27 protein-coding genes and 1 riboswitch are annotated in these 23,785 nt (G+C 37.4%); of the genes, 20 read left to right on the top strand and 7 right to left on the bottom strand.

Annotation, left to right across the window (positions count from 1 at the left end; all coding sequences use genetic code 11):
- Positions 1-168: 168 nt before the first annotated feature.
- A complete protein-coding gene (locus tag ACVWXS_RS19480; protein ID WP_456959751.1) occupies positions 169-1,050 on the bottom strand; it encodes a LysR family transcriptional regulator in 882 nt (293 codons plus the stop codon).
- A 97-nt stretch (positions 1,051-1,147) separates the two neighbouring features.
- Here ACVWXS_RS19480 and ACVWXS_RS19475 point away from each other — a divergent pair, with 97 nt between their 5' ends.
- Entirely contained in the window at positions 1,148-1,915 is a 768-nt protein-coding gene (locus ACVWXS_RS19475; RefSeq protein ID WP_456959749.1) for a sulfite exporter TauE/SafE family protein, read from the top strand.
- A gap of 129 nt (positions 1,916-2,044) precedes the next feature.
- Here ACVWXS_RS19475 and ACVWXS_RS19470 read toward each other — a convergent pair whose 3' ends face one another.
- A complete protein-coding gene (locus tag ACVWXS_RS19470; RefSeq protein ID WP_456959748.1) occupies positions 2,045-2,485 on the bottom strand; it encodes a DUF3021 domain-containing protein in 441 nt (146 codons plus the stop codon).
- 4 nt (positions 2,486-2,489) lie between these two features.
- Entirely contained in the window at positions 2,490-2,942 is a 453-nt protein-coding gene (locus ACVWXS_RS19465) for a LytTR family DNA-binding domain-containing protein (RefSeq protein ID WP_368635923.1), read from the bottom strand.
- Positions 2,943-3,099: 157 nt separating this feature from the next.
- On the opposite strand from ACVWXS_RS19465, the gene ACVWXS_RS19460 reads away from it, so the two are divergent.
- Positions 3,100-3,723 (top strand): CPBP family intramembrane glutamic endopeptidase, encoded by a 624-nt coding sequence (locus ACVWXS_RS19460; protein ID WP_456959747.1) that lies wholly within the window; start codon positions 3,100-3,102, stop codon positions 3,721-3,723.
- Between the two features lie 182 nt (positions 3,724-3,905).
- Here the strand turns inward: ACVWXS_RS19460 and ACVWXS_RS19455 are convergent, their stop codons facing one another.
- Together ACVWXS_RS19455 and ACVWXS_RS19450 are read right to left on the bottom strand one after the other, a co-directional pair.
- The gene (locus tag ACVWXS_RS19455; RefSeq protein ID WP_374965900.1) at positions 3,906-4,562 is read right to left on the bottom strand and encodes a potassium channel family protein; all 657 of its coding nucleotides are present in this window, start codon (positions 4,560-4,562) and stop codon (positions 3,906-3,908) included.
- Positions 4,563-4,587: 25 nt separating this feature from the next.
- On the bottom strand, positions 4,588-5,925 hold the full coding sequence (locus tag ACVWXS_RS19450) for a TrkH family potassium uptake protein (protein ID WP_456959745.1): 1,338 nt from the start codon (positions 5,923-5,925) through the stop codon (positions 4,588-4,590).
- A gap of 146 nt (positions 5,926-6,071) precedes the next feature.
- Positions 6,072-6,214: riboswitch (cyclic di-AMP (ydaO/yuaA leader) on the bottom strand.
- A gap of 354 nt (positions 6,215-6,568) precedes the next feature.
- On the opposite strand from ACVWXS_RS19450, the gene rpsU reads away from it, so the two are divergent.
- From rpsU to recO, 16 genes are all read left to right on the top strand, one after another.
- Entirely contained in the window at positions 6,569-6,742 is a 174-nt protein-coding gene (rpsU, locus tag ACVWXS_RS19445) for a 30S ribosomal protein S21 (RefSeq protein WP_004227078.1), read from the top strand.
- Between the two features lie 332 nt (positions 6,743-7,074).
- Positions 7,075-8,403 carry an NfeD family protein gene (locus tag ACVWXS_RS19440; RefSeq protein WP_456959744.1) on the top strand — a complete coding sequence of 443 codons (1,329 nt, stop codon included), beginning with the start codon at positions 7,075-7,077 and terminating at the stop codon, positions 8,401-8,403.
- A 3-nt stretch (positions 8,404-8,406) separates the two neighbouring features.
- Positions 8,407-9,411, top strand: coding sequence for a flotillin-like protein FloA (gene floA / locus ACVWXS_RS19435; protein ID WP_368635928.1), 1,005 nt, complete (start codon positions 8,407-8,409; stop codon positions 9,409-9,411).
- 25 nt (positions 9,412-9,436) lie between these two features.
- Positions 9,437-9,916, top strand: a complete 480-nt coding sequence (locus ACVWXS_RS19430) for a hypothetical protein (RefSeq protein ID WP_456959741.1) — start codon at positions 9,437-9,439, stop codon at positions 9,914-9,916.
- 54 nt (positions 9,917-9,970) lie between these two features.
- Positions 9,971-10,231 carry a hypothetical protein gene (locus tag ACVWXS_RS19425; RefSeq protein ID WP_456959739.1) on the top strand — a complete coding sequence of 87 codons (261 nt, stop codon included), beginning with the start codon at positions 9,971-9,973 and terminating at the stop codon, positions 10,229-10,231.
- Positions 10,221-11,333, top strand: a complete 1,113-nt coding sequence (locus ACVWXS_RS19420; RefSeq protein ID WP_374965904.1) for a sporulation protein YqfD — start codon at positions 10,221-10,223, stop codon at positions 11,331-11,333. Before ACVWXS_RS19425 ends, ACVWXS_RS19420 begins: the two co-directional genes overlap by 11 nt.
- Before the next feature lie 2 nt (positions 11,334-11,335).
- The gene (locus ACVWXS_RS19415) at positions 11,336-12,292 is read left to right on the top strand and encodes a PhoH family protein (RefSeq protein ID WP_368635931.1); all 957 of its coding nucleotides are present in this window, start codon (positions 11,336-11,338) and stop codon (positions 12,290-12,292) included.
- Position 12,293: 1 nt separating this feature from the next.
- Positions 12,294-12,422, top strand: a complete 129-nt coding sequence (locus tag ACVWXS_RS19410; protein WP_456959737.1) for a hypothetical protein — start codon at positions 12,294-12,296, stop codon at positions 12,420-12,422.
- 76 nt (positions 12,423-12,498) lie between these two features.
- A complete protein-coding gene (locus tag ACVWXS_RS19405) occupies positions 12,499-12,666 on the top strand; it encodes a hypothetical protein (protein WP_456959736.1) in 168 nt (55 codons plus the stop codon).
- 103 nt (positions 12,667-12,769) lie between these two features.
- Positions 12,770-14,890: an HD family phosphohydrolase gene (locus ACVWXS_RS19400; RefSeq protein ID WP_456959734.1), complete on the top strand. Its 2,121-nt coding sequence runs from the start codon at positions 12,770-12,772 to the stop codon at positions 14,888-14,890.
- An 8-nt stretch (positions 14,891-14,898) separates the two neighbouring features.
- The gene (gene ybeY / locus ACVWXS_RS19395; protein ID WP_068983609.1) at positions 14,899-15,372 is read left to right on the top strand and encodes an rRNA maturation RNase YbeY; all 474 of its coding nucleotides are present in this window, start codon (positions 14,899-14,901) and stop codon (positions 15,370-15,372) included.
- Positions 15,373-15,723: a diacylglycerol kinase family protein gene (locus ACVWXS_RS19390; RefSeq protein ID WP_374965907.1), complete on the top strand. Its 351-nt coding sequence runs from the start codon at positions 15,373-15,375 to the stop codon at positions 15,721-15,723.
- Between the two features lie 151 nt (positions 15,724-15,874).
- On the top strand, positions 15,875-16,054 hold the full coding sequence (locus tag ACVWXS_RS19385) for a hypothetical protein (RefSeq protein ID WP_456959733.1): 180 nt from the start codon (positions 15,875-15,877) through the stop codon (positions 16,052-16,054).
- Positions 16,054-16,467 (top strand): cytidine deaminase, encoded by a 414-nt coding sequence (locus ACVWXS_RS19380; RefSeq protein WP_374965908.1) that lies wholly within the window; start codon positions 16,054-16,056, stop codon positions 16,465-16,467. The genes ACVWXS_RS19385 and ACVWXS_RS19380 overlap by 1 nt, the downstream gene beginning before the upstream one ends.
- Positions 16,454-17,371: a GTPase Era gene (era, locus tag ACVWXS_RS19375; RefSeq protein WP_374965909.1), complete on the top strand. Its 918-nt coding sequence runs from the start codon at positions 16,454-16,456 to the stop codon at positions 17,369-17,371. The genes ACVWXS_RS19380 and era overlap by 14 nt, the downstream gene beginning before the upstream one ends.
- Positions 17,372-17,502: 131 nt before the next feature.
- Positions 17,503-18,297: a DNA repair protein RecO gene (recO, locus tag ACVWXS_RS19370; RefSeq protein WP_368635936.1), complete on the top strand. Its 795-nt coding sequence runs from the start codon at positions 17,503-17,505 to the stop codon at positions 18,295-18,297.
- A gap of 23 nt (positions 18,298-18,320) precedes the next feature.
- Here the strand turns inward: recO and ACVWXS_RS19365 are convergent, their stop codons facing one another.
- Together ACVWXS_RS19365 and ACVWXS_RS19360 are read right to left on the bottom strand one after the other, a co-directional pair.
- Positions 18,321-19,733, bottom strand: a complete 1,413-nt coding sequence (locus ACVWXS_RS19365) for an S-layer homology domain-containing protein (RefSeq protein ID WP_456959732.1) — start codon at positions 19,731-19,733, stop codon at positions 18,321-18,323.
- A 540-nt stretch (positions 19,734-20,273) separates the two neighbouring features.
- The gene (locus tag ACVWXS_RS19360; RefSeq protein WP_374965911.1) at positions 20,274-21,659 is read right to left on the bottom strand and encodes a glycine--tRNA ligase; all 1,386 of its coding nucleotides are present in this window, start codon (positions 21,657-21,659) and stop codon (positions 20,274-20,276) included.
- Positions 21,660-22,122: 463 nt separating this feature from the next.
- Here ACVWXS_RS19360 and ACVWXS_RS19355 point away from each other — a divergent pair, with 463 nt between their 5' ends.
- Both ACVWXS_RS19355 and ACVWXS_RS19350 read left to right on the top strand, forming a co-directional pair.
- Positions 22,123-22,755 (top strand): helix-turn-helix transcriptional regulator, encoded by a 633-nt coding sequence (locus ACVWXS_RS19355; protein WP_368635939.1) that lies wholly within the window; start codon positions 22,123-22,125, stop codon positions 22,753-22,755.
- Positions 22,756-22,774: 19 nt separating this feature from the next.
- Positions 22,775-23,587 carry a pyruvate, water dikinase regulatory protein gene (locus ACVWXS_RS19350; RefSeq protein ID WP_368635940.1) on the top strand — a complete coding sequence of 271 codons (813 nt, stop codon included), beginning with the start codon at positions 22,775-22,777 and terminating at the stop codon, positions 23,585-23,587.
- Positions 23,588-23,785: the final 198 nt, after the last annotated feature.

The raw sequence follows: 23,785 nt of genomic DNA, 5'->3' as shown, positions 1-23,785 counted from the left end.
AAGCGAAGCGTCAGCGGCAAATGTTTTATCTGTGCGAAAGCGAAGCGACAGCAACAAAGCGCCCAGTCGGAACGGAAATCAACCACACGTTATGGGGATGAGCGAGCCTCTAATTGATAATAGGGGATAAAGATGGTTAATCATTACACCTGTTAAATAACCTAATTATCACTTTATATCTAAGTTTTCTTTTAGAAATTGTATAAAGGGGTGTTCAATTGTTTCATTTTTCCTCGTGCAAATAAATAAGCTTTGTTTAATATCAATTCCATCAATATAAATCCGAGCTAACTTTTGGCTTTCAATGCTATTTGTCACACTAAAAGAAGGGGCAAGCATAAAGCCATAACCTGCTTCAACAACCTTGATCGATTCATGTAAGCCTTGCATTTGTACGCCTACTTTAGGTAAAGGACAATCATTTGTGTAAAATATAGCTTCAAGTAAATCTAGCGTGGCGCTACCTTTCTCTCGATAAACGATTTCCTCTTTTGACAAAGTCTTCAGTGGTACCGTTTGGTTCGCCAGTTTATGCAATGGATGTGCGACAAAATAAAATTCTATGTCTACTATTTTTTCGAAGTTTAAATCCTCTCGTTCTAGATTGCCTTGAACCACAAATCCAAAGTCAGCTTGATAATTTAGTAATTGTTCTTCTACATTCTTAACATTTCCTAATGAAATAAAAAATTTTACGTTTGGCTTCATCAATTTATATTCCGCAATATACGGAGGCAAAACATAATTAATCGGAATATAGGATGAGGCAATCTGTATTTTTTCTTCTTTTGTTATAAATGTTTTTATTTTCTCAGTCATTTGCTCTTCTAAATAAAATAAGCGTTGACCTTGTTCGTAAATGTATTGTCCTTCTGTTGTAAGTTGGATACCACGCCCTTTATTTTTGATTAATTTTAGATTTAATTCTTTTTCTAAATTACGTATTTGAATTGTGACAGCAGGTTGACTTAAGCGTAGTTCATTTGCAGCTGCCGTAATACTTCCTAGCCTTGCTACACTAGTAAAAATTCGTAATGAATGTAAGTTCATAAAACACCTCTTTTATAAAAAAAAATTATGAATTCGCTAAAAATATTAAATTGTTTTATATGGATTATATCAGTATTTTTAAGGTAGAGGTGATTTTATGGGAGTTTTATTAAGTGAATGGATTTCAATAAATGGATTGCAACTATTTACTATTGGGGTAATTGCCGCAATTATAGGTGTTATGTTTGGTGCAGCTGGATTTATTTTATTACCTGCTATGTTATTAGTTGGAGTTCCAATACACACAACTGTTGCGATTAATAAATTTGCAACAGGCGTTTCATCTTTATCAAATGTTATAACATTTATGATAAAAAGAAATATTTCAATTCAAACCGTTATACCCCTTTTTATAATTTCTAGTTTTGGAGGTGTAATGGGTGCATTTTTTGCTACTCGCTTATCCGAGCAAATAATGAATGTTATCGCTTGTATCATACTTATTTTTGCCTTTTTCATTGTATTAAAGAGCAATAAATTGCTAGTAGCTGATGAAAAAGAAACGGAAGTACAGCCGACATCATTGGCTATTCCATTTCTTATTAGTATATATGATGGGGGTTTTGGACCAGGATCAGCATTGATGAATATAACGTATTATTTGAAAAAGCATTATCTTTATATAAAAGCAGTTGAGTTTACACGAATCATATCATTTTCAAGTTGTTCAGGAGCATTTGTCTTTTACTACTTTTTAGGCATTATGAATTGGGGAATTGCTATACCTGTAACGGTTGGCTCAATTTTCGGATCGTTTATTGGATTGAAAATTTTACCTTATATGAAAGGGAAATGGATTCAAACGCTTTTACCTATTATCTTGTTCTTGTTAATTGTACAAGTAGTTTCCGATTTGTTATTCTAGTAACTTTCAGGCATCTGAAGCCTTTATGCGCTTACCTGTTTTACCTAAAAACCTTAAACTATAGACCAAATCATCCATTCTAAAAATGATGTGAGTTGAAATTTCACATCATTTTTTTGTATAAAATTATTATAGGTTGTTAGGATGCTTATTGATTACCTCATCAATCTTTCTATTCATTTTTTTTGCTTCAGTTTGGTTATATAAATAAAATAGCAGCCAAGAAATAGTAAAAAGTAAAATACTGAAAAATAACATTAACAGAATCGTCCCTAGAGATGATGTTGGAATCCAATTTAAAAGTGACGCAACAACTGAAAATATTCCTATAGAAATGGTAAAATGGATAGCCGTTTGTTGTAAAAACGTTAAACGCTCTACTTTATAAATAGATGATGGTAATACACAAGCAATTCCTACAATAATTGAACCTAAAACCTGATGGATGAAATCAGCCATAATAGCTTCTAAAAAATTGTCTCCAAAAATCCAATAACCAAAAAGATTAATAACAACAAAAACTGTACATCCCATACTTATACCAAATCCTACATTCTTAATAAAATGCATCTATTTAAACCCCCAAACGCTTTTTAAATTGTTTTCGATAATTACGAGAAATTACTTCCTTAATGCCCAAAACTAGCTCAATTTCCATTGTTCCATTAAATGAAGCCTCAATATTTTTAATTTTTGATAGGTTTATAATTGCAGATTTAGAAATCCGTATAAAATTATTCCCCAATAGTTGCTCTAATTCATATAAAGGTTTACTTAAAATAAGACGATGATCATCCTCATCATATAAAGCTAATTCTCTTCCTTCAGTTCGAATAACAATAATTGAATTTGGATCAATGATATATGTTTTATTATTGGCTATTCCTGTTAAAATTTGCTCTTCATTCTCTTGTTGTAATAACGAAATAGCAGCTTGAATCGTTGGAGTAAGTTTAGCTGTACAAATTGTAATGTGTGGTTCTTCATACTCTGTATCAATTTTTATCTCTATTTTCAGAATTATCACCTCTCAAAAAATTATAGCATACCCAGTGTTTGGGAAAATGTAGGTTATTCTTTGAAAAAGGCATGTTACACAATCGTGGCAACATGTTACTCCAAACGCATTGTTTGCGTGCTTTTCATTCGATATATTGAGCTCAAAAAGGAGGTTGATTTATCGTATGGGGGCATTAACTACTTCAAAAGAAAGAATTAAAACAGGTTGGGTATTGACAATTATTGCGACTATTCTCACAGTCAGTATAATTTTTTGGTTTGTGAATAATCCTGTAGGTTTTATTGAACATGGAATTGGCTATAAGAGAGAATTAATTTCACATTTATATATTTGGATTTTTACACTTTTGATTGTAATAGGTTACATCGCCTATACCATCATTGCATTACCTTTCGTAAGAGCACATTTATTTACCTTTTCCTGGCTTAAAATAATCGGTATATGGGCTGCTATTGTGACTGGAATAGTTGAAGAAGTGCTTTTTAGACATTTACTTATGGAATATTTATTATCTATTGCATTTTCAGATCTATTGCAAATACTGATATCTGGATTACTATTTGGAATGGCTCACGGTGCATGGATACTTTTGAGAGGAGATTGGAAGATTGCACTACCTGTGATTATATGTACTACAATTTTAGGAAGTTTTCTCGCGATGTTATATATTATGGCTGGAAGAAGTACCTTTGCTCCAATCGTAGCTCATATTTTCATTAATTTAGTGATCGAGCCATGGTTAATGTTATCTGCCGTTTCTGGAAAATGGGATAGTAAAATAAAGTAATTGTTTGTGCAAGTACAAAGCCGATTCCGAACGCAATTATGCCGAGGTATAGATTGATATCTTTTTGTCTCGCGGAATTTTAAGCTACTGTTCAGAGAGGCTATAGAGATTGGTTGTATAGTAAGAAAAAGAAATAGGGTATATCAAAAGAAAACTCCTTTTGATATACCCTATTTGGTTGCTTATTCGATATTTGCGAATAGAGCAAGATCCTTCCGGTGACCAATCATTACTAATAAATCTTCCTTTTCAATAATCTGCTCAGGAGAGGGGGAAATGATAATGTCTCCTTCTCGAACAATGGCAATGACACTTACATTATATTTCGCGCGAAGGTCTAAATCTCGCAGATTTTGTCCAGCCATCTTTGAAGGAATCATAATTTCTTCTATACTGTATTCTTTTGATAATTCAATATAGTTTAGCATATTGGGGGAGAGAAGCTGATTGGCAACTCGCTCTCCCATATCTCTTTCAGGATAGATAATCCAGTCAGCCCCAACTTTATCTAAAACTTGCCCGTGTCTTTTTCCAAGAGCCTTTGCAATCACTTTTTTGATGCCAAGTTCTTTTAATAACGATACGGTTAAAATGCTCGATTGCATATCATTTCCTATTGCAACGATAACATAATCGAAATTGCCTATTCCTAAAGAGGTAAGAGCTTTTTCTTCTGTCGTGTCAGCGACTACTGCATGTGTCACATATAGTTCGGCATCTTCGACTCTTTCCTCATTAATGTCGATTCCTAAAACTTCCTGCCCAGCTTCATGTAATCTGCGAGCTACACTTGTTCCAAATCTACCTAGGCCAATTACAGCATATTGTTTAATAGACATTGCACTCTACACTCCTTTATCGTGATTACCCAATCATAATATTTCCCTTAGGATGACGGAATGCCTCAGATTTCCGTCGTTTTGTTATGGCAAAAGCAATTGTTAATGGACCTAATCTACCTGCAAACATTGTCAATATGATGACGAGTCGGCCACCAGGTGATAGCTCTGGAGTTAGACCCATTGAAAGTCCAACTGTAGCAAACGCAGAGGTTGCCTCAAATAAATACATCATAAAACTATGTCCTTGCTCGGTAATACTTAAGACAAACGTGACGAATATAACAATCATCATTCCACACATTGTGACTGTTAAAGCTTTTAATATTGTTTCGTTAACGATTCTACGTCTAAAGAGGACAACATCTTCTTTCCCTCTAATTTGTGACCACATCGTGGCAACTAAAAGCGCGAAGGTTGTAATTTTTATTCCGCCAGCAGTGGAACCAGAACCTGCACCAATGAACATCAGTAAGATGATTAAAAATAGTGTGGATTGTGTTAAGTCTCCTATAGGAAGGGTATTAGAACCAGCAGTCCTTGGGGTAACAGCTTGGTATAATGAACCAAGAAATTTGCCCCATTCAGACAATGGTCCAATGGTTTTGCTATTTCCATATTCAAATAAGAAAATTAAAAACGTCGAGCCAACTGTTAAAATAAGCGTTGTGGTTAATACAATTTTTGAATGCACGGAAAGGCGTTTTGTTTCCCGATATTCATATAGTTCATTTATGACGATAAACCCTAAGCCCCCAATTGTAATAAGAGCGCAAATAGTTAAAACGATAAACGGGTCGTCTACATATTCGGTCAACCCATTAAAGCCCCCCATTAAATCAAATCCAGCATTATTAAAATTCGAGATGGAATGGAAAAAACCATAATATATAGCTTTACCTACAGGCATATCGAACGAAAAACGGATAGATAAAATTAAACCACCTATTATTTCAATTACTGCAGTAAAAAGTAGTATCCGTCTAACCAATCTGACAAGACCAGCCATTGTAATATTATTGAAGGCCTCTTTTAATAAAAGTCTTTCTTTTAAGGAAATTTTTTTTCCTAATAGTAAAAATAATAATGTTGCAAACGTCATAAAGCCTAATCCACCAATTTGGATAAGAAATAAAATGACTAGTTCTCCAAATACTGAAAATGTATCGCCAGTATCCACAACAACCAAGCCAGTTACACAGGTTGCAGAAGTCGCCGTAAATAAGGCGTCTAAAAAAGAAAGTCCCTGACCATTCTCTGTCGAAATAGGAAGAGTTAACAAAAGCGTTCCAATCAGGATAATAGTTGCAAAGCCCAACACGAGTATTTTAGGAGGATTTAATTTATTTTTTACTGTTTTCATGTTAATCTCCTCAATGTTTGGATAAAGATTTTTAAAACCATCTAAAAAAAATATAAATTTACATAATAAAAAGACCAACTGTTTTTGTATGCTTCAAGATTATAAAGGAATAAAAAATAACCATACTCATAAAAGTGGTCTAACATGACCTCCTTCGCTGGAGCCGACGAAGTTAGCTGACGGGTAGAATGGCGAAAGAGTGTCTCATTCCTTCTGCTCATGCAGAATTAACCCCAAAATACTGGTTCCTCCGTTCCCAAAAATTATTGAGATTAGGCTGTAATGCAATTGAATGTGATTATTCTACGCCTATATTCTATTTTTTGTAAACCATAAATTTTTTGAAATACATATTGATCCCACATTAACGGGCACGATAACGCCCAGAGCAAACAAGGTGGGGTATAATCTGCCCTAATAATAAGCGGGGATAAAGATACCTCCAATGATGAAAAGATTCAATATATTGTGGTCAAAAAATCAACCTGAAATTCCTCAAGAAATAAAATTAAAAATTCACCATATTAATTCTTACACTTTCTATTGACCATTTTTAGACAATACGTTATAATTCTTTAGTACACAGCAGAAGGTTATTTGCCTATTTGTGTACTGACGTGTGTTCGGAGGGAGGGAAAGAGAGATGTCAAAAACTGTCGTTCGCAAAAACGAATCGCTTGAAGATGCTCTTCGCCGCTTCAAACGTACTGTATCAAAAAGTGGTACAATTCAAGAAGTTAGAAAGCGCGAGTTCTACGAAAAACCTAGCGTTAAACGTAAAAAGAAATCAGAAGCTGCACGTAAACGTAAGTGGTAATTTAATTTCCCATTAAAAATCCCTACGTTCATAACACGCAATTGTATGATTCACTGAGCAGACAAAAATATACCTGAAATTAATCATTTTTTGATTAATTTCGGGTATTTTACTTTGTGCTCAAATTTACGTACATATCGAAGAAGCCGAATGTGATCATTGCGATCCATTTGGCTTTTTATGTTACCGTTGATACATCGTTAACTATATCGATTAATAAAGTCCCGCAGATGTAAAATTCACTGTATAATAAAATTATTAGGATTTGTGAAACTTTTTACATGGTCAATCGTATATACAGAAGAGAAGCATGTTGGAAGGGAGGGAAAAAGATGCGAAGACGGAGGTTCCTCAGTTATTTATTAGTTATTTGGATGACTTTTTTGTTAGCGTTTCCATTAACGTCGGCTTTTGCAAGTAGCAAGGTCTACCACATACCTATTCATGATGAAGTAGAACGAGGGCTTCACGCATTTTTAGAACGAGCTTTTAAAGAGGCGGAAGAAAACGGTGCAAAAGCAATAATTCTAGACATTCATACGCCTGGAGGTTTCGTGAATGCAGCGAGTGATATTGCTATGCTTATGGATGCAACGGACATACGTACGATTGCGTATATTAACAAAGACGCGCATTCTGCAGGTGCCTTTTTAGCCTTACATGCGGATGAAATCTATATGGTGCCAAATGGAACAATCGGTGCGGCTGCGGTAATCGACTCAGCAGGGAATATGGCAGATTTAAAGGCTCATAGTGCGTGGCTTGCTCAAATGGAAGCAGCTGCGGAATCGTCAGATCGCAATCCAAAATATGCACGAGCAATGGCTGATGCATCCTTTGATTTACCAGAATTTCGAGCAGAAAAAGGGAAATTATTAACTTTATCTGCTTCAGAGGCAAAAGAAGTTGGTTATTCTGAAGAAACAGTTTCAAATTTCCAAGACCTTTTAGAAAAAACGCAATTAAAAGGTAGTGATGTCGTACAGATTGAACCTACTTTTTCAGAAAAAATTGCTCGTTTTATTACGAATCCAATAATAATACCAATATTGTTGTCGATTGCTAGTTTGGGGCTTGTCATGGAGCTGTTTTCGCCAGGATTTGGTGTTCCAGGTGTAATGGGATTGTCAGCTCTTGGATTATTTTTCTTCGGTCATATGGTAGCGGGCTTCGCTGGTTATGAAACATTACTTTTATTTATTGTAGGTTTAGCTCTTGTCATTGCGGAGTTTTTTGTCCCCGGAGGTATTGTTGGTGTTTTAGGTGGCGTGCTTATATTACTAAGTCTAATACTGGCAGGTGCAAACATGATGCAAATGATTTTAGCGATTTTCATTGCGCTTGTTGTAGCGATAATAGGAATGGTGATTCTGATGAAATTTTTCGGTAAAAAAATGCATGTTTTAAACAAGTTAGTCTTGTTGGATGCGACAACAACGGAAGAAGGCTATGTGTCTAACGTTAATCGCACAGAGTTGCTCGGAAAAGTGGGTAAAACAATTACACCACTCCGTCCGGCAGGTACAATGCTATTTGGTAGTGAACGTATTGACGTAGTATCAGAAGGTGGTTACGTTGATGCAGGGGAACATGTAGAAATTATTAAAGTAGAAGGCTCACGTATTGTTGTGAGACCAACAGAAAAAGAGATGGAGGAATAACAAATGGGTTTTGATTTGGCTTTAATAGGTCCAATTGCAGGGCTAGTCGTATTGTTTATTGTGATCGCAGTATTCTTTACCTTTGTACCAGTGGCACTGTGGATTTCTGCACTTGCAGCAGGCGTCCGTGTTAGTATTTTCACATTAATCGGGATGCGTTTACGTCGTGTAATCCCATCACGAATCGTGAACCCGTTAATTAAAGCACATAAAGCTGGATTACCTGTTACGATTAATCAACTTGAAAGTCACTATTTAGCAGGTGGTAATGTTGACCGAGTAGTCAATGCGTTAATCGCAGCTCATCGTGCAAATATCGAGTTAACATTTGAACGTTGTGCGGCAATTGATTTAGCAGGTCGTGATGTATTAGAAGCTGTACAAATGTCTGTTAACCCGAAAGTTATTGAAACACCATTTATTGCAGGTGTTGCTATGAACGGGATTGAAGTAAAAGCGAAGGCACGTATTACAGTGCGCGCAAACATTGAACGTTTAGTCGGTGGTGCTGGTGAAGAAACAGTTATTGCCCGTGTAGGTGAGGGGATTGTTTCTACAATTGGTAGCGCCACTAGTCATACGACAGTTCTTGAAAATCCTGATATGATTTCTCAAACTGTATTATCAAAAGGTCTAGATTCTGGGACAGCATTTGAAATCTTATCGATCGATATTGCAGACGTTGATATCGGCAAAAACATCGGTGCAGAATTACAAATTGAACAAGCGCAGGCAGATAAAAACATCGCCCAAGCGAAAGCAGAGGAACGTCGTGCAATGGCCGTAGCGAACGAGCAAGAAATGATTGCGCGTGTACAAGAGATGAAAGCAAAAGTAGTGGAAGCGGAAGCTGAGGTACCACAGGCAATGGCAGAGGCTCTACGTTCGGGTAATCTTGGTATTATGGATTACATGAACTACCGTAATATTCAAGCGGATACAGCTATGCGAGACTCCATTTCTAAAGTAAGCTCAGATAAGCCAGAAACCAATGACTCTAACGCATAGAAACGGAAAGGAGCGGTACTAATAAATGGAACAATTAATTATAGTTGCGATAATTGCCATAGTCAGCTCTATTTTCGGGAAATCCAAAAATAAGAAAGAACAAAAAACAATGCCGCCATTTAATAAAGATTCATATGTTGAGCCTCCAGTTGAGGAGGTTCAACAACAACGTCCTACTGCTAAAGCGCAAAGCTTTGAGGATTTTACACGTGAATTTTTAGGAGAGTGGAACAATGAACAGCCTAAAGTGGAAAAGTCGAAGAAAAATGTCAAAGAAACAGTGAAAGAGGAAATGCCAAGTTATATTGCACCACCGTTAATCCCAACTGAGACAATTAGCCGTACCACGAAAAGAGAAAGTATTGGTCGTTTGGCAGCTGGGAAAAAAGAGGTGGAAGTAGCTGGATCAAAGTCGGCTTTTCAATTACCAAATTCAAAAAAATCATTCATGCAGGCTGTTGTAATGGCAGAAGTTTTAGGTCCACCGAAAGCAAAAAGAAAATAATCAGCATGTCCTCCTTTTTCGATGCATATATTGCCGAAGAAGGAGGCATTTTTTATGAGAAAACTATTTCAATTAACGCCACTACTTGAATTATTCCAATATGAAACATTAAAAATCATTGGCCCATACCGTTTCTTACATGCTGATGCTTCGTCATGCTCTTTTATCTATGCAGACTATCATATTACTGTGCGTGGAAAATCAGTAGAAATTAATGCTCTTAAAGAAGAAATGCTTCATCTTTCTGTAGAGGATTTGCAGGAGCTTCATATGAAAATGACAAAGGATATGGGTGTGAACGATAATGTGGAATAATCGACCAATTATCATACGTATAAAGCGCCACGAAAATGTTCATCCTTTTATTCAAGCATTGCACGCACAACATGTACCATTAAAGCGTGTTGTCTTCCGTGAGCAAGAGGTTGCTTTTGAAACAACTATGCACTATCTACCCAAAATTCGTCGTGTACGCAGTCAATATCGACTTAAAATGGCTGTCTATTATGCTGATGAGCTTCAAGTTTTTCGGGCACAGCTTTGGACCTTGCTTGGCCTAGCGATGATGATATTAATTCCATTACTATGTGCACAGGTTATTTGGCGTGTCGACATAGAAGCGGCATCTCCAGAGTTAGAGCAACGTCTAGGCAAGACCTTTCAAAATACATTTCAATTAGAAACGCCCATGACTAAAAAAGTCTTACCTTCAGACGCTGTCATTCGTCAGAAGCTTTTAGAAGAGCATCGAGATCTTTCATGGGTGCATATTGAAAAGTATGGCGGACGTGTAATTTTACGACCTCAGGAGTCCCCGAAACAAACTAAACAAACGAATGAAAAACTTGCGACGCATTTAGTGGCAACAAAAAGTGGTGTGATTACTCACTTTAATATTCAAAATGGTGAACGTAAAATTTCAGTGAATGATACGGCATACGAAGGTGATACGCTCGTAAGCGGAGTAATTGAAAGTGGTGAAGACGATGTTTTTGTTGGGGCAAAGGGAGAGGTTTACGCTGATTATTGGCTTGAATGTTCGTTTAAAATCCCAACAAAGCTCACGATGGAAACGCTACAACAGAAGCGGTGGCGTGTATTAGTGAAAGGCATTCATAAAGAAAAAGTTGACTATGTGCAAAAGAAAGATCTACCTAATTGGCTCGATCCATATATTTCGATTGTTGAGGAACAGTACACTAAAAAAATGCAAGTAGAGCTTGATGAATCCAAAATAGATTCATTGCTCATACCATTACTACATGAAAAGGTGCTGCGTTCATTACCTACGAAAACGGTTATAAAAAAAGAAAACCTTTTACAGGTAAAGTGGGGGAATGGTACAGTTGAAGGGAAAGTTCTATTTTTAGTCAATGAAAACATTGCCAGTCCAATACAAGGCCTACAAGGAGAATGATTATGTCAGAACATTTAACTGTATTACAAGTGGATAATCCAAACGAGGCAGTCATGCTGCTCGGAATTTCCGATGCCAATATGAAGTTAATCGAAGAGGCTCTACATGTCCACATTATTACGCGTGGTGAACAAATTCAGCTTGCTGGTGAAGAAGATGCGAAGGAACAAGCGACATTCCTTTTACATGCTCTTTTGAAGGTCATTCGCAAAGGAATTAATATTGATCAACGTGATGTTGCAACAGCTATTGAAATGACACAAAAAGGAACAATCGAATATTTTGCAGAACTATATGATGAAGAAATAGCACGCACGACGAAAGGGAAGCCTATCCGTGCAAAAACAATCGGTCAACGAGAATACATACAAGCGATCCGTCATAAAGACGTTGTTTTTGGTATCGGTCCAGCTGGTACTGGGAAAACGTATTTAGCGGTAGTCATGGCAACACAGGCGCTAAAAAATGGGCACGTTAAGCGTATTATTTTAACACGCCCTGCAGTAGAAGCAGGGGAATCTTTAGGCTTTCTTCCAGGTGATTTGAAGGAAAAGGTAGATCCGTATTTACGCCCTCTTTATGACGCTCTAAACGATATTTACGGGACAGAACAAACTCAACGACTTATTGAACGAGGCACAATCGAAATTGCACCTTTAGCGTATATGCGAGGTCGTACGCTAGACGATGCTTTTGTCATTTTAGATGAAGCCCAAAATACGACGCATCAACAAATGAAGATGTTTTTAACGCGACTAGGCTTTGGCTCAAAAATGGTCATTACGGGCGATAAAACACAAATCGACTTACCTAAAAATACAGAATCGGGATTAATTGTTGCAGAGCGAACACTAAAATATGTAAAGTCTATAAATTTCCAAATTTTAGAACAAGGCGATGTAGTACGTCATCCAATCGTAGCCAAAATCATCAAAGCCTACGAAGAACAGCAACTTTAATATGACCGCTAAAGCGGTCATATTAAAGTCTGCACCGAAAGCGAAGCGACAGGTGCAACGAATTAAAGTCTGTACCGAAAGCGAAGCGACAGGTGCAACAACGTTTAATATCAATATCGATTTAACATGAAATTGGTTGTAAAATGGCTCATAACCAAAAGTTGTGGATGACATTTTTAAAAATATATGCACTGTATATTAGTTGATTGGAGTGGAGGCTGGGCGACTCCTTGGGGATCAGCGTCACAGATGAGACCCTGGAGCGAGCAACGCGAGTGAAGCGGCTCATCGGACGCCCCCAGGAAAGCGCCCAGTCGGAACGGAAATCAACCACACGTTATGGTGAAGGACCTTTAAAATGGAAAAAAATGTGACAGCTATACAATTTGTATAGCTGTTTTTTTACTTTCTTATACATTTTTCGGGAAAAATGTTTTTTGAATTGGTATGATAGTAGGTAGATAGAGGAGGTGCCAGATGGAGAAACAATTACAAAAATTCATAAAACTTATTGGTTTCCGCTACTTTTTAATTGTCGTTCTCATCTTAACAGGAGCCCTACAATTTGTTTTTATGTATGGCAATGTTAAAGGTGTTACATATGATTTTAAACCTTTACAACTAGCGCCTGAAACAGTTCGATCTACTAAAACGATTGAAGATACTTATAAAACCCAACAGGAGCGAGAAAAAGCAGCAAGCGCTGTAGAACCAGTTTATGAATTTTCCGAGGATGTCGCCGAGCAGCGAGCCGCGATTGTAACTTCTTTATTTGACTATGTTCTTGAAGTAAAGGAGGATGTTGCGAGCAAAAAAGAACCTGTTCCGATTGGCGATCAAGTGGCGCAACTCCGAAAAAAATTTGAATCCATTGATTCAGATCAAATGCCCATTATTTTTACTGATTCACAGCTAGAAGGTTTGTTAATACAAAGTGAAGAAGATTTAAAAAGAACAAGTACGCAACTATCAAAACTCGTGAAGGAATATTTACAAAAATCCATTCGTTCAGAAAATTTGTTTGCGGCTCAAAATGATTTTGAAACAAAAATTCGCGGACAACGAGGCTATCCAGATAAAATATTTAATACGGTAGTTTTAATTGGACGTACAAGTATTATCGAAAACGAAACGATTAACGATGAACAAACGAAAATTCGAAAAGAGCAGGCAAAGGAATCGGTTGAACCCACTCGAATTCTTCAAGGTCAAGTCATCGTACAGGAAGGTCAAATTATTGATAATGAGGCGTTTCGTCAATTAGAGCTTCTAGGTATGGTGAGTAATAAAGTATCGATGAAGCCGATTGCAGGTCTCATCATTTTAATACTTTTACAAATGGTGTTCATATTTATTTTATTTGAACGTTCGGTTGAGGATGAAAACAAGAAACGTAAAGCTTTATTGGTGACAGTAATTGTTTATAGTTTATCCATCCTGCTGATGAAATTTATTAGCCTGGTCGCAGGGGGCTTCGATGTTACTGTTGCATTCCTTTTCCCAACAGCGTTGGCAACGATGCTTGTACGGCTATTAGTGGATGATCGTGCTGCAGTTCTTATTACAGTAATGACAGCGGCATCTGCTGGTGTTATTTTTCAAGAGGGTTATTCATCTGTCATGCAGATGGAAATTACACTGTATATAATTTTTGGAGGCTTTGCGAGCTTATTCTTTTTAAGTAGTGTGGAAAAGCGATCGCATATTCTACATGCAGTTGGGGTCATAGGGTTAGTAAATATGTCGTTTATCGCATTTTATTTACTGATGACACAATCTTCCTATGGTTTGTCAGAGTGGCTGTTTTACTTTATCGCTGCATTAGTATCGGCCCTTCTATCAGGGGCTCTTACAATGGGTCTCTTACCATTCTTTGAATCAGCATTTAGTTTGTTGTCGTCGTTGCGTTTAATTGAACTTTCTAACCCAAACCATCCATTGCTGAAAAAATTACTAATGGAGTCTCCGGGAACATATCATCATAGTGTAATGGTGGCGAACTTAGCAGAGGCAGCATGTGAGGAAATTGGAGCAGATGGATTACTGGCGCGTGTAGGATGCTATTATCATGATATTGGCAAAACGAAACGCCCTGCCTTTTTCATCGAGAATCAGATGTCTGGTATAAATCCGCATGATTCATTGTCCCCGGAAACAAGTGCGGAAATTATAATCGCACATACAACTGATGGGGCTGAAATGCTAAATCGTTATAAGATGCCACAGGAAATTATTGATATTGCCTTGCAACATCATGGGACTAGTCTGTTGAAATACTTCTACTTTAAAGCGAAGGAAGAAGGAAAATGTATAGATGAAACAAAGTACAGATATCCAGGACCAAAACCACAAACAAAGGAAGCGGCAGTTATTAGTGTTGCTGACAGTGTGGAGGCAGCAGTTCGATCGATGAAAGAACCGAATGCAGAGAAAATTCAAAAGTTGGTACGCTCAATTATTGATGATCGAGTACAAGACAATCAGTTTGATGAATGCGATATTTCAATAAAAGAGTTAAAATGTATAGAGCGAGTACTTTGTGGAACGTTGAATGGAATTTTCCACTCACGTATTGAATACCCAAAGGCAGATAAGTAGGAGGATCTATGATTTTAACAATTGATTTTACAGATGAAACAAATGAAGTAGCTGCAGAGCATATGGAGCTTGTTGAAAAGCTTTTACAGCATGCTGCGAAAGTAGAGAATATTGAGCCGGAAACAGAAGTGTCAGTGACGTTTGTGACAAATGAAGCGATTCAAGAAATAAACCGAGAATATCGTGATAAGGACCAACCTACAGATGTTATCTCGTTTGCCTTGGAGGAATTAGGCGAGGGAGAAATGGAAGTAACATTCGAAGGAATGCCCCGCATTTTAGGCGATATTATTATTTCAACGGATCGCACGAAAGAACAAGCGGATGAATACGGCCATACTTTTGAACGAGAATTAGGTTTTTTAGCGGTGCATGGTTTTTTACATCTACTTGGTTACGATCATATGGTACCAGAAGATGAAAAGGTTATGTTCGGTAAGCAGGATGAAATTTTACAATCTTTTGGCTTAGGGCGAGATTAAATGAATGTTCGCAAATATATCCGGTCTTTTGGTTATGCCTTTGAAGGTATCGTTACAGCCTGTAAAGAGCAAAACTTTAAGTCTCACTTGCTAAGTGCAGGAATTGTTTTAATTGCTGGCTATTTTACAGGTTTATCACGTGTGGAATGGTATATAGTGCTAATATTAATAGCACTAATGTTTGCACTTGAAATAGTTAATACTGCTATTGAACGAGTAGTGGATCTAGCTTCACCAAAAAAGCACCCACTCGCTAAGCAGGCGAAAGATCTTGCAGCGGGCGCAGTGCTTGTATTTGCGATATTCAGTGCTATAATCGGATTACTCATCTTTATACCGAAATGGTTTTGACATTACTAAAAATATTAATCGGTCATGAAGTAGTAGCAATTGTGCTAGAGAATTTATGATGTCTTAGACTCATCACCAAAAGTTTGGTATGACATTTGTTAAAATGTATACCATTTATATAAGTTGATAGGCGTGGAGGCTAGGCGACTCCTTGGGGATTAGCGATAGAGGAACGAAGGCTAAGAGCATCACGTCCTGTGATAAAGCCTTCGTGACCAACATCCTTTTGGCCCAAGAGGCTCATCGGACGCCCCAAGGAAACGCACAGCTGGAACGGAAATCAACCCACATTATGGTGATGAGCTATTTATTATTTAGAGGTGAACATTAATGACAATTGAAATGCATGCATTACTAGAAGAATCAAAAAAAGCGCGTGAAAAGGCTTATGTACCTTATTCAAAATTTAAAGTCGGTGCGGCGCTTTTAACGAAAAATGGCGAGGTTATTCATGGCTGTAATATTGAAAATGCTGGCTATAGTATGACCAATTGTGCAGAACGTACAGCATTTTTCAAGGCTGTGTCAGAAGGTATTTATGACTTTGAGGCAATTGCTATTGTAGCTGATACGGAAGGACCTTGTGCGCCATGCGGAGCTTGTCGTCAAGTGATGATGGAATTTTGTGCGCCATCAATGCCTGTATATTTAACAAATTTAAAAGGTGATGTCACGGTAACGTCTGTAGGCGAATTACTACCGTTTGCATTTACAACGGAGGATTTAGAGAATGCTGGAAACTAACAATGGCTACAAGTCAGGCTTTATCTCCATAATCGGTCGACCGAATGTAGGGAAATCAACATTTTTAAACCGTGTCATTGGTCAGAAAATCGCGATTATGAGTGATAAACCACAAACAACACGAAATAAAGTACAAGGTGTACTTACAACAAATGATAGCCAAATGATTTTTATTGATACACCAGGAATCCACAAGCCGAAACATAAGCTAGGGGATTTTATGCTCAAGGTTTCCAAAAATACATTGCGTGAAGTGGATATTATTATGTTCATGGTCAATGCAGAGCAGAAGCTTGGAAAGGGTGACGAATTCATCCTTGAAATGTTGGCGGGTAATCCAACCCCTGTATTCCTTGTCATCAATAAAATCGACCAAATTCATCCTGACGAATTAATCGGGATCATTGAAAGCTACAAAGAGCGTTATGATTTTGCGGAAATAGTGCCTATTTCAGCTTTACAAGGGAATAACGTAGAAAATTTATTGGAGACAGTAACGAAATACTTACCGGAAGGTCCGCAATATTATCCAGCAGACCAGGTAACGGATCATCCTGAGCGATTTATTATTTCAGAGTTGATTCGTGAAAAAGTGTTACATTTAACGCGTGAAGAAATCCCACATTCCATCGCTGTTGTCATTGATAAAATTCGCCGAGATGAAGAAAATGAAGGTAAAATTCGTGTAGCAGCGACAATTATGGTGGAAAGAGATTCTCAAAAAGGGATTGTAATTGGTAAACGCGGGGCGCTATTAAAAGAAGTGGGGATACGTGCACGAAAAGATATTGAAATGCTTCTTGGTTCAAAAGTGTATTTAGAACTTTGGGTAAAAGTGCAGAAGGATTGGCGAAATAAATCAACACATTTACGCGACTTCGGTTTCCGTGATGATGAATATTAATAGATCCTGTTGTGAAATTGTGAAATAATTCCACGGCATTACTATGTATGTCTAAAATTTGAATGGAGCTGTCCAAAAGTCTTTTGGAGAGCTCTATTTTCATGCGAAGCTTGTAGAAAGGAGGAGGGCTATTGCTTTATAAATGGGAAGGGATTGTTCTAAAGGTACGTGCCTATGGAGAATCAAATAAAATTGTCACATTACTAACAAGAGAAGCCGGGAAGGTTGCCACGATGGCTCGAGGTGCCAAGAAGCCTTCTAGTAGGTTAGCATCTGTGACACAGCCATTTACGTATGGCATGTTTATGGTGCAGCATCATACGGGTATGGGGACAATGCAACAAGGTGAGCATCTTAATTCAATGCGCCATATTCGTGAGGATATAATGGCAACGGCATATGCAAGTTATATAATGGAACTTGTCGAGCGTGTAGTAGAAGAAGGAAAAGCTGAGCCATTTGCATTCGATGTGCTCCTACAAGCATTACAAGCAATTGAGGAAGGCTATGACCCTGAGGCTATTACATTATTCGTAGAATGGAAAATGCTACCCTATACAGGTGTGCAGCCTATCTTACATACGTGTGCTGCTTGTGGTTCCGTTGATGGTGAATTTGCATTCTCCTTTGCACAGGGAGGCTTTTTATGTCATCGCTGCTATCATCATGATCCTTATATCATTCGATTAACACCGACCCAGCTTAAGCTTATTCGAATGTTTTATACTGTACCGATTGACCAGATTGGGAAATTAGAATTAAAAAAAGAAACAAAGTATTTTATAAAAAAAATAATTTCAACAATTTATGAGGAGCAAACAGGAATTCGTTTTAAGACTAAAAAATTTATCGAGCAGCTTGAAAGAACGCCCGAATTAAACCTAAGAACAAGTGCCGATCAAGAAAAAACGCCAGAAGACCAATAATATTGATCTTCTGGCATTTTACTTTAAATTTCTTCTTGATCATCCATGAATTCGTAATAAGTAGCCCATTTATTAGCGATTTTTAGAAATTCAATATATAAATAAGCAGTTTCACCATTTTTACCTGTAATATGTAAAATAGAAGTGCCTTCTGCTAGTGGTGTAACATTTACTTTGTTTTCCTTTATCGAAGCTTTCACAGTCGCTGGCTCATAATTTAACTTTTCTAAAGCAACACTTGTTGGCTCGAACGATAGATCATCACTAGAAAACGCTAACTCATCTGTAATCTGATACATATCAATACTGCGCACGAAATCATACGTATCGACATCTGCAGCCATCATTTGTTGTTGTGTACCATTGGAGAATGTCAGCATATATTGCCCGTTTTTATAGATAGAAAGTGTAGCTGTATTATTAGTTGATTTAAAACTAAATAATTCAGGAGATAGGGCTTGACCATCTGCTGTTTGAATACTAACCTCTGTAGGGATAAATTTCAAATCAGTTTCCAATAAGTTGAGCGGTAAGTCTTCTACGTGATCCGCTTCATTCACTTCTTGAAGTGTTGTTTGTAGCTTTCCATCTACATTTTTCACATGAACTACATAAAAGATATCCGTAAATTCTTCAGTTTCTTCGTTAAAGCCCGAAATCACTAATTTTCCTGTGCCTTCTTTTAATGGTTTAAAGGTGATAGATTCCGTCATATCTTCTTCTTCGTCCCATGTGAAAATATCTTCAGCTGGGTTAATACCGCCATATGAAGCAAAGATATAGTCCTGATTGAATTGACTAGCGTAAACAGTAACATTGCCTTGAACATTTTCTGCGCGTACAACGAAAGACGCTAATTGCGAGCGCTTTACATTGCTTTGAGGTCCAAAGGTAGTAGGGGTTGTACCTTTTGTTATGCTGTTGGCAAATAGTGTTTTTATATATGGTTCGTATTCACTGCCCGCTTTAACATCGTTGAAAGGAATGTCAATATCGTTTGTAATCGTTAAATTAAAGCCTTTCACAATCATTTTTGACATTTGTCCACGAGTAATATTTTTTGTTGGGTTGAAATAGCCATTTGAGCCACTAATAATGCCTGCATTTGCTAAGGCTGCGATTGCACCATAATTCTCATCGCCAGGTTTTACATCCTTAAAATTAGGATTTTTCACATGAACCGTATCGAGCTTTAAAATACCGGCCAAAATTTTTGCCGCTTGTGTACGAGTAATTGGGTTCGCGGGTTTAAATGTGCCATCTGGGTAGCCTGAAATAATGCCACGTTCGGCTAAGTTAATAATAGCCTTGCCTTCCTCTGTTGACGCATTTACATCGGGGAATACCGATGCAGCATGTGCCGAGGGTGTAATGACAATAGCACTTGTTGCTAATGCCGAGGCCATTGCGATTTGATAAAAACGATTAGTCTTCAAATTATTTCCTCCAAAGTAATCAAAATATTTTATAGTGTTGCCTTTTGCTAGAGTCCTCCCACAATTTCAATCTTCAGGATGATGACTCTTCACCAAAATATGTACTTGCCTGCACTTTTTATTGCAGGAGGGCGCTCTCTGCGGGTATGGTCTAAGCATCCTTGTCATGCATAATTCACGCCTGTAGTGTCTCAAAAACAGGAGTACTCGTCTCCCTCTGCTTCATATGTACAAGCTTTTAGTATTGATCCCGGGAGATTGAATCTTAATAGATTGGGATTGTAGTGAATTGTTGTTATTTAAAGATTAACTATAATACTTTATTTATATCAAAATGATGAAGGGGATAATAGAGGGAATTTTATCCTGAAAAACTATTGAATGTATGTAAAAAAATGGCTATAACTGTAATGTGGAGTTGATCTCTGTTTCGACTGGGTATCCATTGAGTCGCTTGGAGCAAAAGTATTGAAAGCTGAGCGTCATGCATATAAAAAGGAGTCGCTGATTATGCGACTCCTTCTTTATATACGTCTTAAATTAGAATTGAAGGTGTTTTTCAATGTATGCTTTAACATCTGTAATTGGCATACGAACTTGAGACATTGAATCGCGATGACGCACTGTTACTTGACCATCTTCTTGTGAGTCGAAGTCGTAAGTAATACAGAATGGTGTTCCGATTTCATCTTGTCGACGATAACGTTTACCGATTGATTGTGACTCGTCAAAGTCAACTGGGAATGCTTTGCGAAGCTCTGCCCAAACATTAGTCGCTTCATCCGAAAGCTTTTTAGAAAGTGGTAAGACTGCAGCTTTAAATGGTGCTAGAGCAGGGTGGAAGCGTAAAACTGTACGCTTATCATCGCCTTCAAGCTCTTCTTCATCATAAGCATCGCATAGGAATGCTAATGTTACACGGTCTGCACCTAAAGAAGGCTCGATACAATATGGAACATAGCGTTCGTTTGTAACTGGGTCGATGTAAGTAAAATCTTCACCAGAATGCTCCATATGTTGTTTTAGATCGTAATCTGTACGATCCGCTACGCCCCAAAGTTCGCCCCAGCCGAATGGGAATTTAAATTCGATATCAGTTGTAGCATTTGAGTAGTGAGACAATTCATCTTCTTCATGATCGCGAAGACGCATAGACTCTTCTTTCATGCCTAAGTTTAACAACCAGTTTTTACAAAATTCTCTCCAGTATGCGTGCCATTCAAGATCTTCACCTGGCTTGCAGAAAAACTCAAGCTCCATTTGTTCGAATTCACGTGTGCGGAATGTGAAGTTACCTGGTGTAATTTCATTACGGAATGATTTACCAATTTGTGCAATACCAAATGGTGTACGTTTACGCATAGAACGTTGAACGTTTTTAAAGTTTACGAAGATACCTTGTGCTGTTTCTGGGCGTAAATAAATTTCGTTAGTAGAAGATTCTGTTACACCTTGGAATGTCTTGAACATTAAATTGAATTGACGGATATCTGTGAAATCAGCCTTACCGCAATCTGGGCATACTACGTCATACTTAACCATCGTTTCTTTCATTTGGTCAAATGTCATACCATCGACAATAATTTCATCGCCTTTTGCTAGTGCAGCGTCTTCGATGATTTTATCAGCACGATGGCGCGCTTTACATGCCTTACAATCAATCATTGGGTCATTAAAGTTACCAACGTGACCAGAAGCCACCCAAGCTTTTGGATTCATTAAAATTGCGGCGTCTAGCCCAACGTTGTGCTCCGACTCTTGAACAAATTTTTGCCACCATGCTTTTTTAACATTGTTTTTTAATTCAACACCTAGTGGACCGTAATCCCATGTGTTTGCTAAGCCTCCGTAGATTTCAGAACCAGGGAAGACAAAGCCGCGATGCTTCGCTAATGATACGATTGTTTCCATTGATTTGTTAGCCATAAAAAATAGCCTCCTTCATAGTTTTCACAGAGTGAACAGTAATTTTGTTTTAGCGAATTTATAAAACTGATCGACAAATTCGCCAAAGATATTTTCAATTTAGTAAGAACTAAATTAAAAATAGCACCCGTCTCCGGGCACATTAAATGCCCAGGGACGAGTGCTATAACCCGCGGTTCCACCCTGATTGTTTTAAACGTGATGTTTAAAACCTCTTTTCAAAAAGTTAGCTCAAGGAGTGCCTTTTCTCTGTTACTATGTAGACTTTCACCATCTTCTACTCGCTTTAAAATGGAACAGATACTCTTTTCCTATCATCGCCTGTATAACGCAAATCGCTCGAAAATACATTTAGAGCAAGCGTATGTGTCAATATTGTAGCATGTAGTTCTTTTCTTCGCAATAATTATTAAAATAGTATATAATAATTGAGCATAAGTATAACACTATTAGATTTGAGGCGGTGAGTCCAATCGAACTCAATAAACGTCAGGAAGACATTTTACAAATTGTGAAAGAAAACGGCCCAATCACAGGCGAACATATTGCAGAACGTCTTAGTCTGACAAGAGCGACTTTAAGACCAGATTTAGCTATACTCACAATGGCAGGCTTTTTAGATGCTAGACCTCGTGTTGGCTATTTCTATTCAGGTAAAAAAACATCCGTTACATTGACGGATAGTATTAACAATTTAAAGGTGAAAGATTTTCATTCGGGACCGGTTGTAGTACCAGAAACAATGACTGTATATGATGCGATTTGCTTCATGTTTTCTGAGGATGTTGGAACACTCTTTGTCGTGGATAAGAATGAGTTTTTGACAGGAGTACTTTCTCGCAAGGATTTACTACGTACAAGTATTGGTACTCAGGATTTAAATAAAATCCCTGTACATATCATTATGACACGCATGCCAAATATTTCGTATTGTGAGAGATCAGATTCTTTAGTTGTCGCAGCGAATAAACTAATTGAACGAGAAGTTGATTCGTTACCAGTAGTAGAGACGCAGGAAGGCGGATTGACAATCGTCGGTCGTCTTACAAAAACGACGATTACACGAGCTTTCTTATCGCTTGTACAGAATGTCTAAATATTTGAAGGAGAACAGCATGAAAAGACTACGTGTTTTTGTTATATCTGATTCAGTCGGTGAAACTGGTGATCAAGTAGCGAAAGCAGTTATTAGCCAGTTTCGACCTGGTTTGGAAAACACGGTGATTCGGCGTTTTCCTCATATTCAGTCAGAGGAGCTCATCCGAAAAATTGTTTGCCTTGCAGCGAAACAGCAGGCATTTATTGTGTACACGCTTGTTCGACAGGAGATGCGATCGTTATTACATGAACTGTGTGAACAAGAAAAAGTATATGCAATCGATATTTTAGGACCTGCTTTAAAAACAATGGCAACATTTATGGAAGAGATCCCATTAGAAGCACCAGGAATCGTTCATAAGCTAGATGATGATTACTTTAAAAAAATTGAGGCTATTGAGTTTGCAGTAAAATATGATGATGGAAGAGATCCACGTGGTCTATTGCAGGCTGATATTGTACTTGTTGGTGTTTCACGTACCTCTAAAACACCATTATCACAATACTTAGCACATAAACGCTATAAGGTGGCGAATGTCCCTTTAGTACCAGAAGTGGAGCCACCTGAAGAACTATTTAAGATTGATCCAAAAAAATGTTTTGGTTTAATTATTTCTCCTGATAAATTAAACTCAATTAGAAAAGAAAGATTAATGACTCTTGGATTGAATGATGATGCTATCTACGCGCAACATAAGCGTATATTAGAAGAAATTCAGCATTTTGAAAAAATTGTCGGTAAAATTGGTTGTAAAGTTATTGATGTGACAAATAAGGCTGTAGAAGAAACAGCAAATGTCATTATAGAGCATATCTCGACCTGTAAATAAGAAACGAATTTCGATAAACCACCTCGGTTGTAAGAGGCGGTTTTTTTGAGTAGGTTTTGAAAATAGTATAGATAAAAACTAATTTTTGTTTTATAATAATAAAATTGTGGTAAAAATATTTCTAAAGAGAAAAATCCTATTTTTTTGTCGAGAAATAAAGGATTTTTAAATCGGATAGCGAATTGTGTTTTAGAACGT

The sequence above is a fragment of the Lysinibacillus sp. TE18511 genome, from assembly GCF_054062295.1.
This window is presented reverse-complemented; position numbering and strand designations above follow the sequence as displayed.

Excerpts from the sequence above, each read along its gene's own strand:
- ACVWXS_RS19480 (WP_456959751.1), bottom strand. The coding sequence starts at position 1,050 with ATGAACTTACATTCATTACGAATTTTTACTAGTGTAGCAAGGCTAGGA.
- ACVWXS_RS19475 (WP_456959749.1), top strand. The coding sequence starts at position 1,148 with ATGGGAGTTTTATTAAGTGAATGGATTTCAATAAATGGATTGCAACTA.
- ACVWXS_RS19470 (WP_456959748.1), bottom strand. The coding sequence starts at position 2,485 with ATGCATTTTATTAAGAATGTAGGATTTGGTATAAGTATGGGATGTACA.
- ACVWXS_RS19460 (WP_456959747.1), top strand. The coding sequence starts at position 3,100 with ATGGGGGCATTAACTACTTCAAAAGAAAGAATTAAAACAGGTTGGGTA.
- ACVWXS_RS19455 (WP_374965900.1), bottom strand. The coding sequence starts at position 4,562 with ATGTCTATTAAACAATATGCTGTAATTGGCCTAGGTAGATTTGGAACA.
- ACVWXS_RS19450 (WP_456959745.1), bottom strand. The coding sequence starts at position 5,925 with ATGAAAACAGTAAAAAATAAATTAAATCCTCCTAAAATACTCGTGTTG.
- rpsU (WP_004227078.1), top strand. The coding sequence starts at position 6,569 with ATGTCAAAAACTGTCGTTCGCAAAAACGAATCGCTTGAAGATGCTCTT.
- ACVWXS_RS19440 (WP_456959744.1), top strand. The coding sequence starts at position 7,075 with ATGCGAAGACGGAGGTTCCTCAGTTATTTATTAGTTATTTGGATGACT.
- floA (WP_368635928.1), top strand. The coding sequence starts at position 8,407 with ATGGGTTTTGATTTGGCTTTAATAGGTCCAATTGCAGGGCTAGTCGTA.
- ACVWXS_RS19430 (WP_456959741.1), top strand. The coding sequence starts at position 9,437 with ATGGAACAATTAATTATAGTTGCGATAATTGCCATAGTCAGCTCTATT.
- ACVWXS_RS19425 (WP_456959739.1), top strand. The coding sequence starts at position 9,971 with ATGAGAAAACTATTTCAATTAACGCCACTACTTGAATTATTCCAATAT.
- ACVWXS_RS19420 (WP_374965904.1), top strand. The coding sequence starts at position 10,221 with ATGTGGAATAATCGACCAATTATCATACGTATAAAGCGCCACGAAAAT.
- ACVWXS_RS19415 (WP_368635931.1), top strand. The coding sequence starts at position 11,336 with ATGTCAGAACATTTAACTGTATTACAAGTGGATAATCCAAACGAGGCA.
- ACVWXS_RS19410 (WP_456959737.1), top strand. The coding sequence starts at position 12,294 with ATGACCGCTAAAGCGGTCATATTAAAGTCTGCACCGAAAGCGAAGCGA.
- ACVWXS_RS19400 (WP_456959734.1), top strand. The coding sequence starts at position 12,770 with ATGGAGAAACAATTACAAAAATTCATAAAACTTATTGGTTTCCGCTAC.
- ybeY (WP_068983609.1), top strand. The coding sequence starts at position 14,899 with ATGATTTTAACAATTGATTTTACAGATGAAACAAATGAAGTAGCTGCA.
- ACVWXS_RS19390 (WP_374965907.1), top strand. The coding sequence starts at position 15,373 with ATGAATGTTCGCAAATATATCCGGTCTTTTGGTTATGCCTTTGAAGGT.
- ACVWXS_RS19380 (WP_374965908.1), top strand. The coding sequence starts at position 16,054 with ATGACAATTGAAATGCATGCATTACTAGAAGAATCAAAAAAAGCGCGT.
- era (WP_374965909.1), top strand. The coding sequence starts at position 16,454 with ATGCTGGAAACTAACAATGGCTACAAGTCAGGCTTTATCTCCATAATC.
- ACVWXS_RS19360 (WP_374965911.1), bottom strand. The coding sequence starts at position 21,659 with ATGGCTAACAAATCAATGGAAACAATCGTATCATTAGCGAAGCATCGC.
- ACVWXS_RS19350 (WP_368635940.1), top strand. The coding sequence starts at position 22,775 with ATGAAAAGACTACGTGTTTTTGTTATATCTGATTCAGTCGGTGAAACT.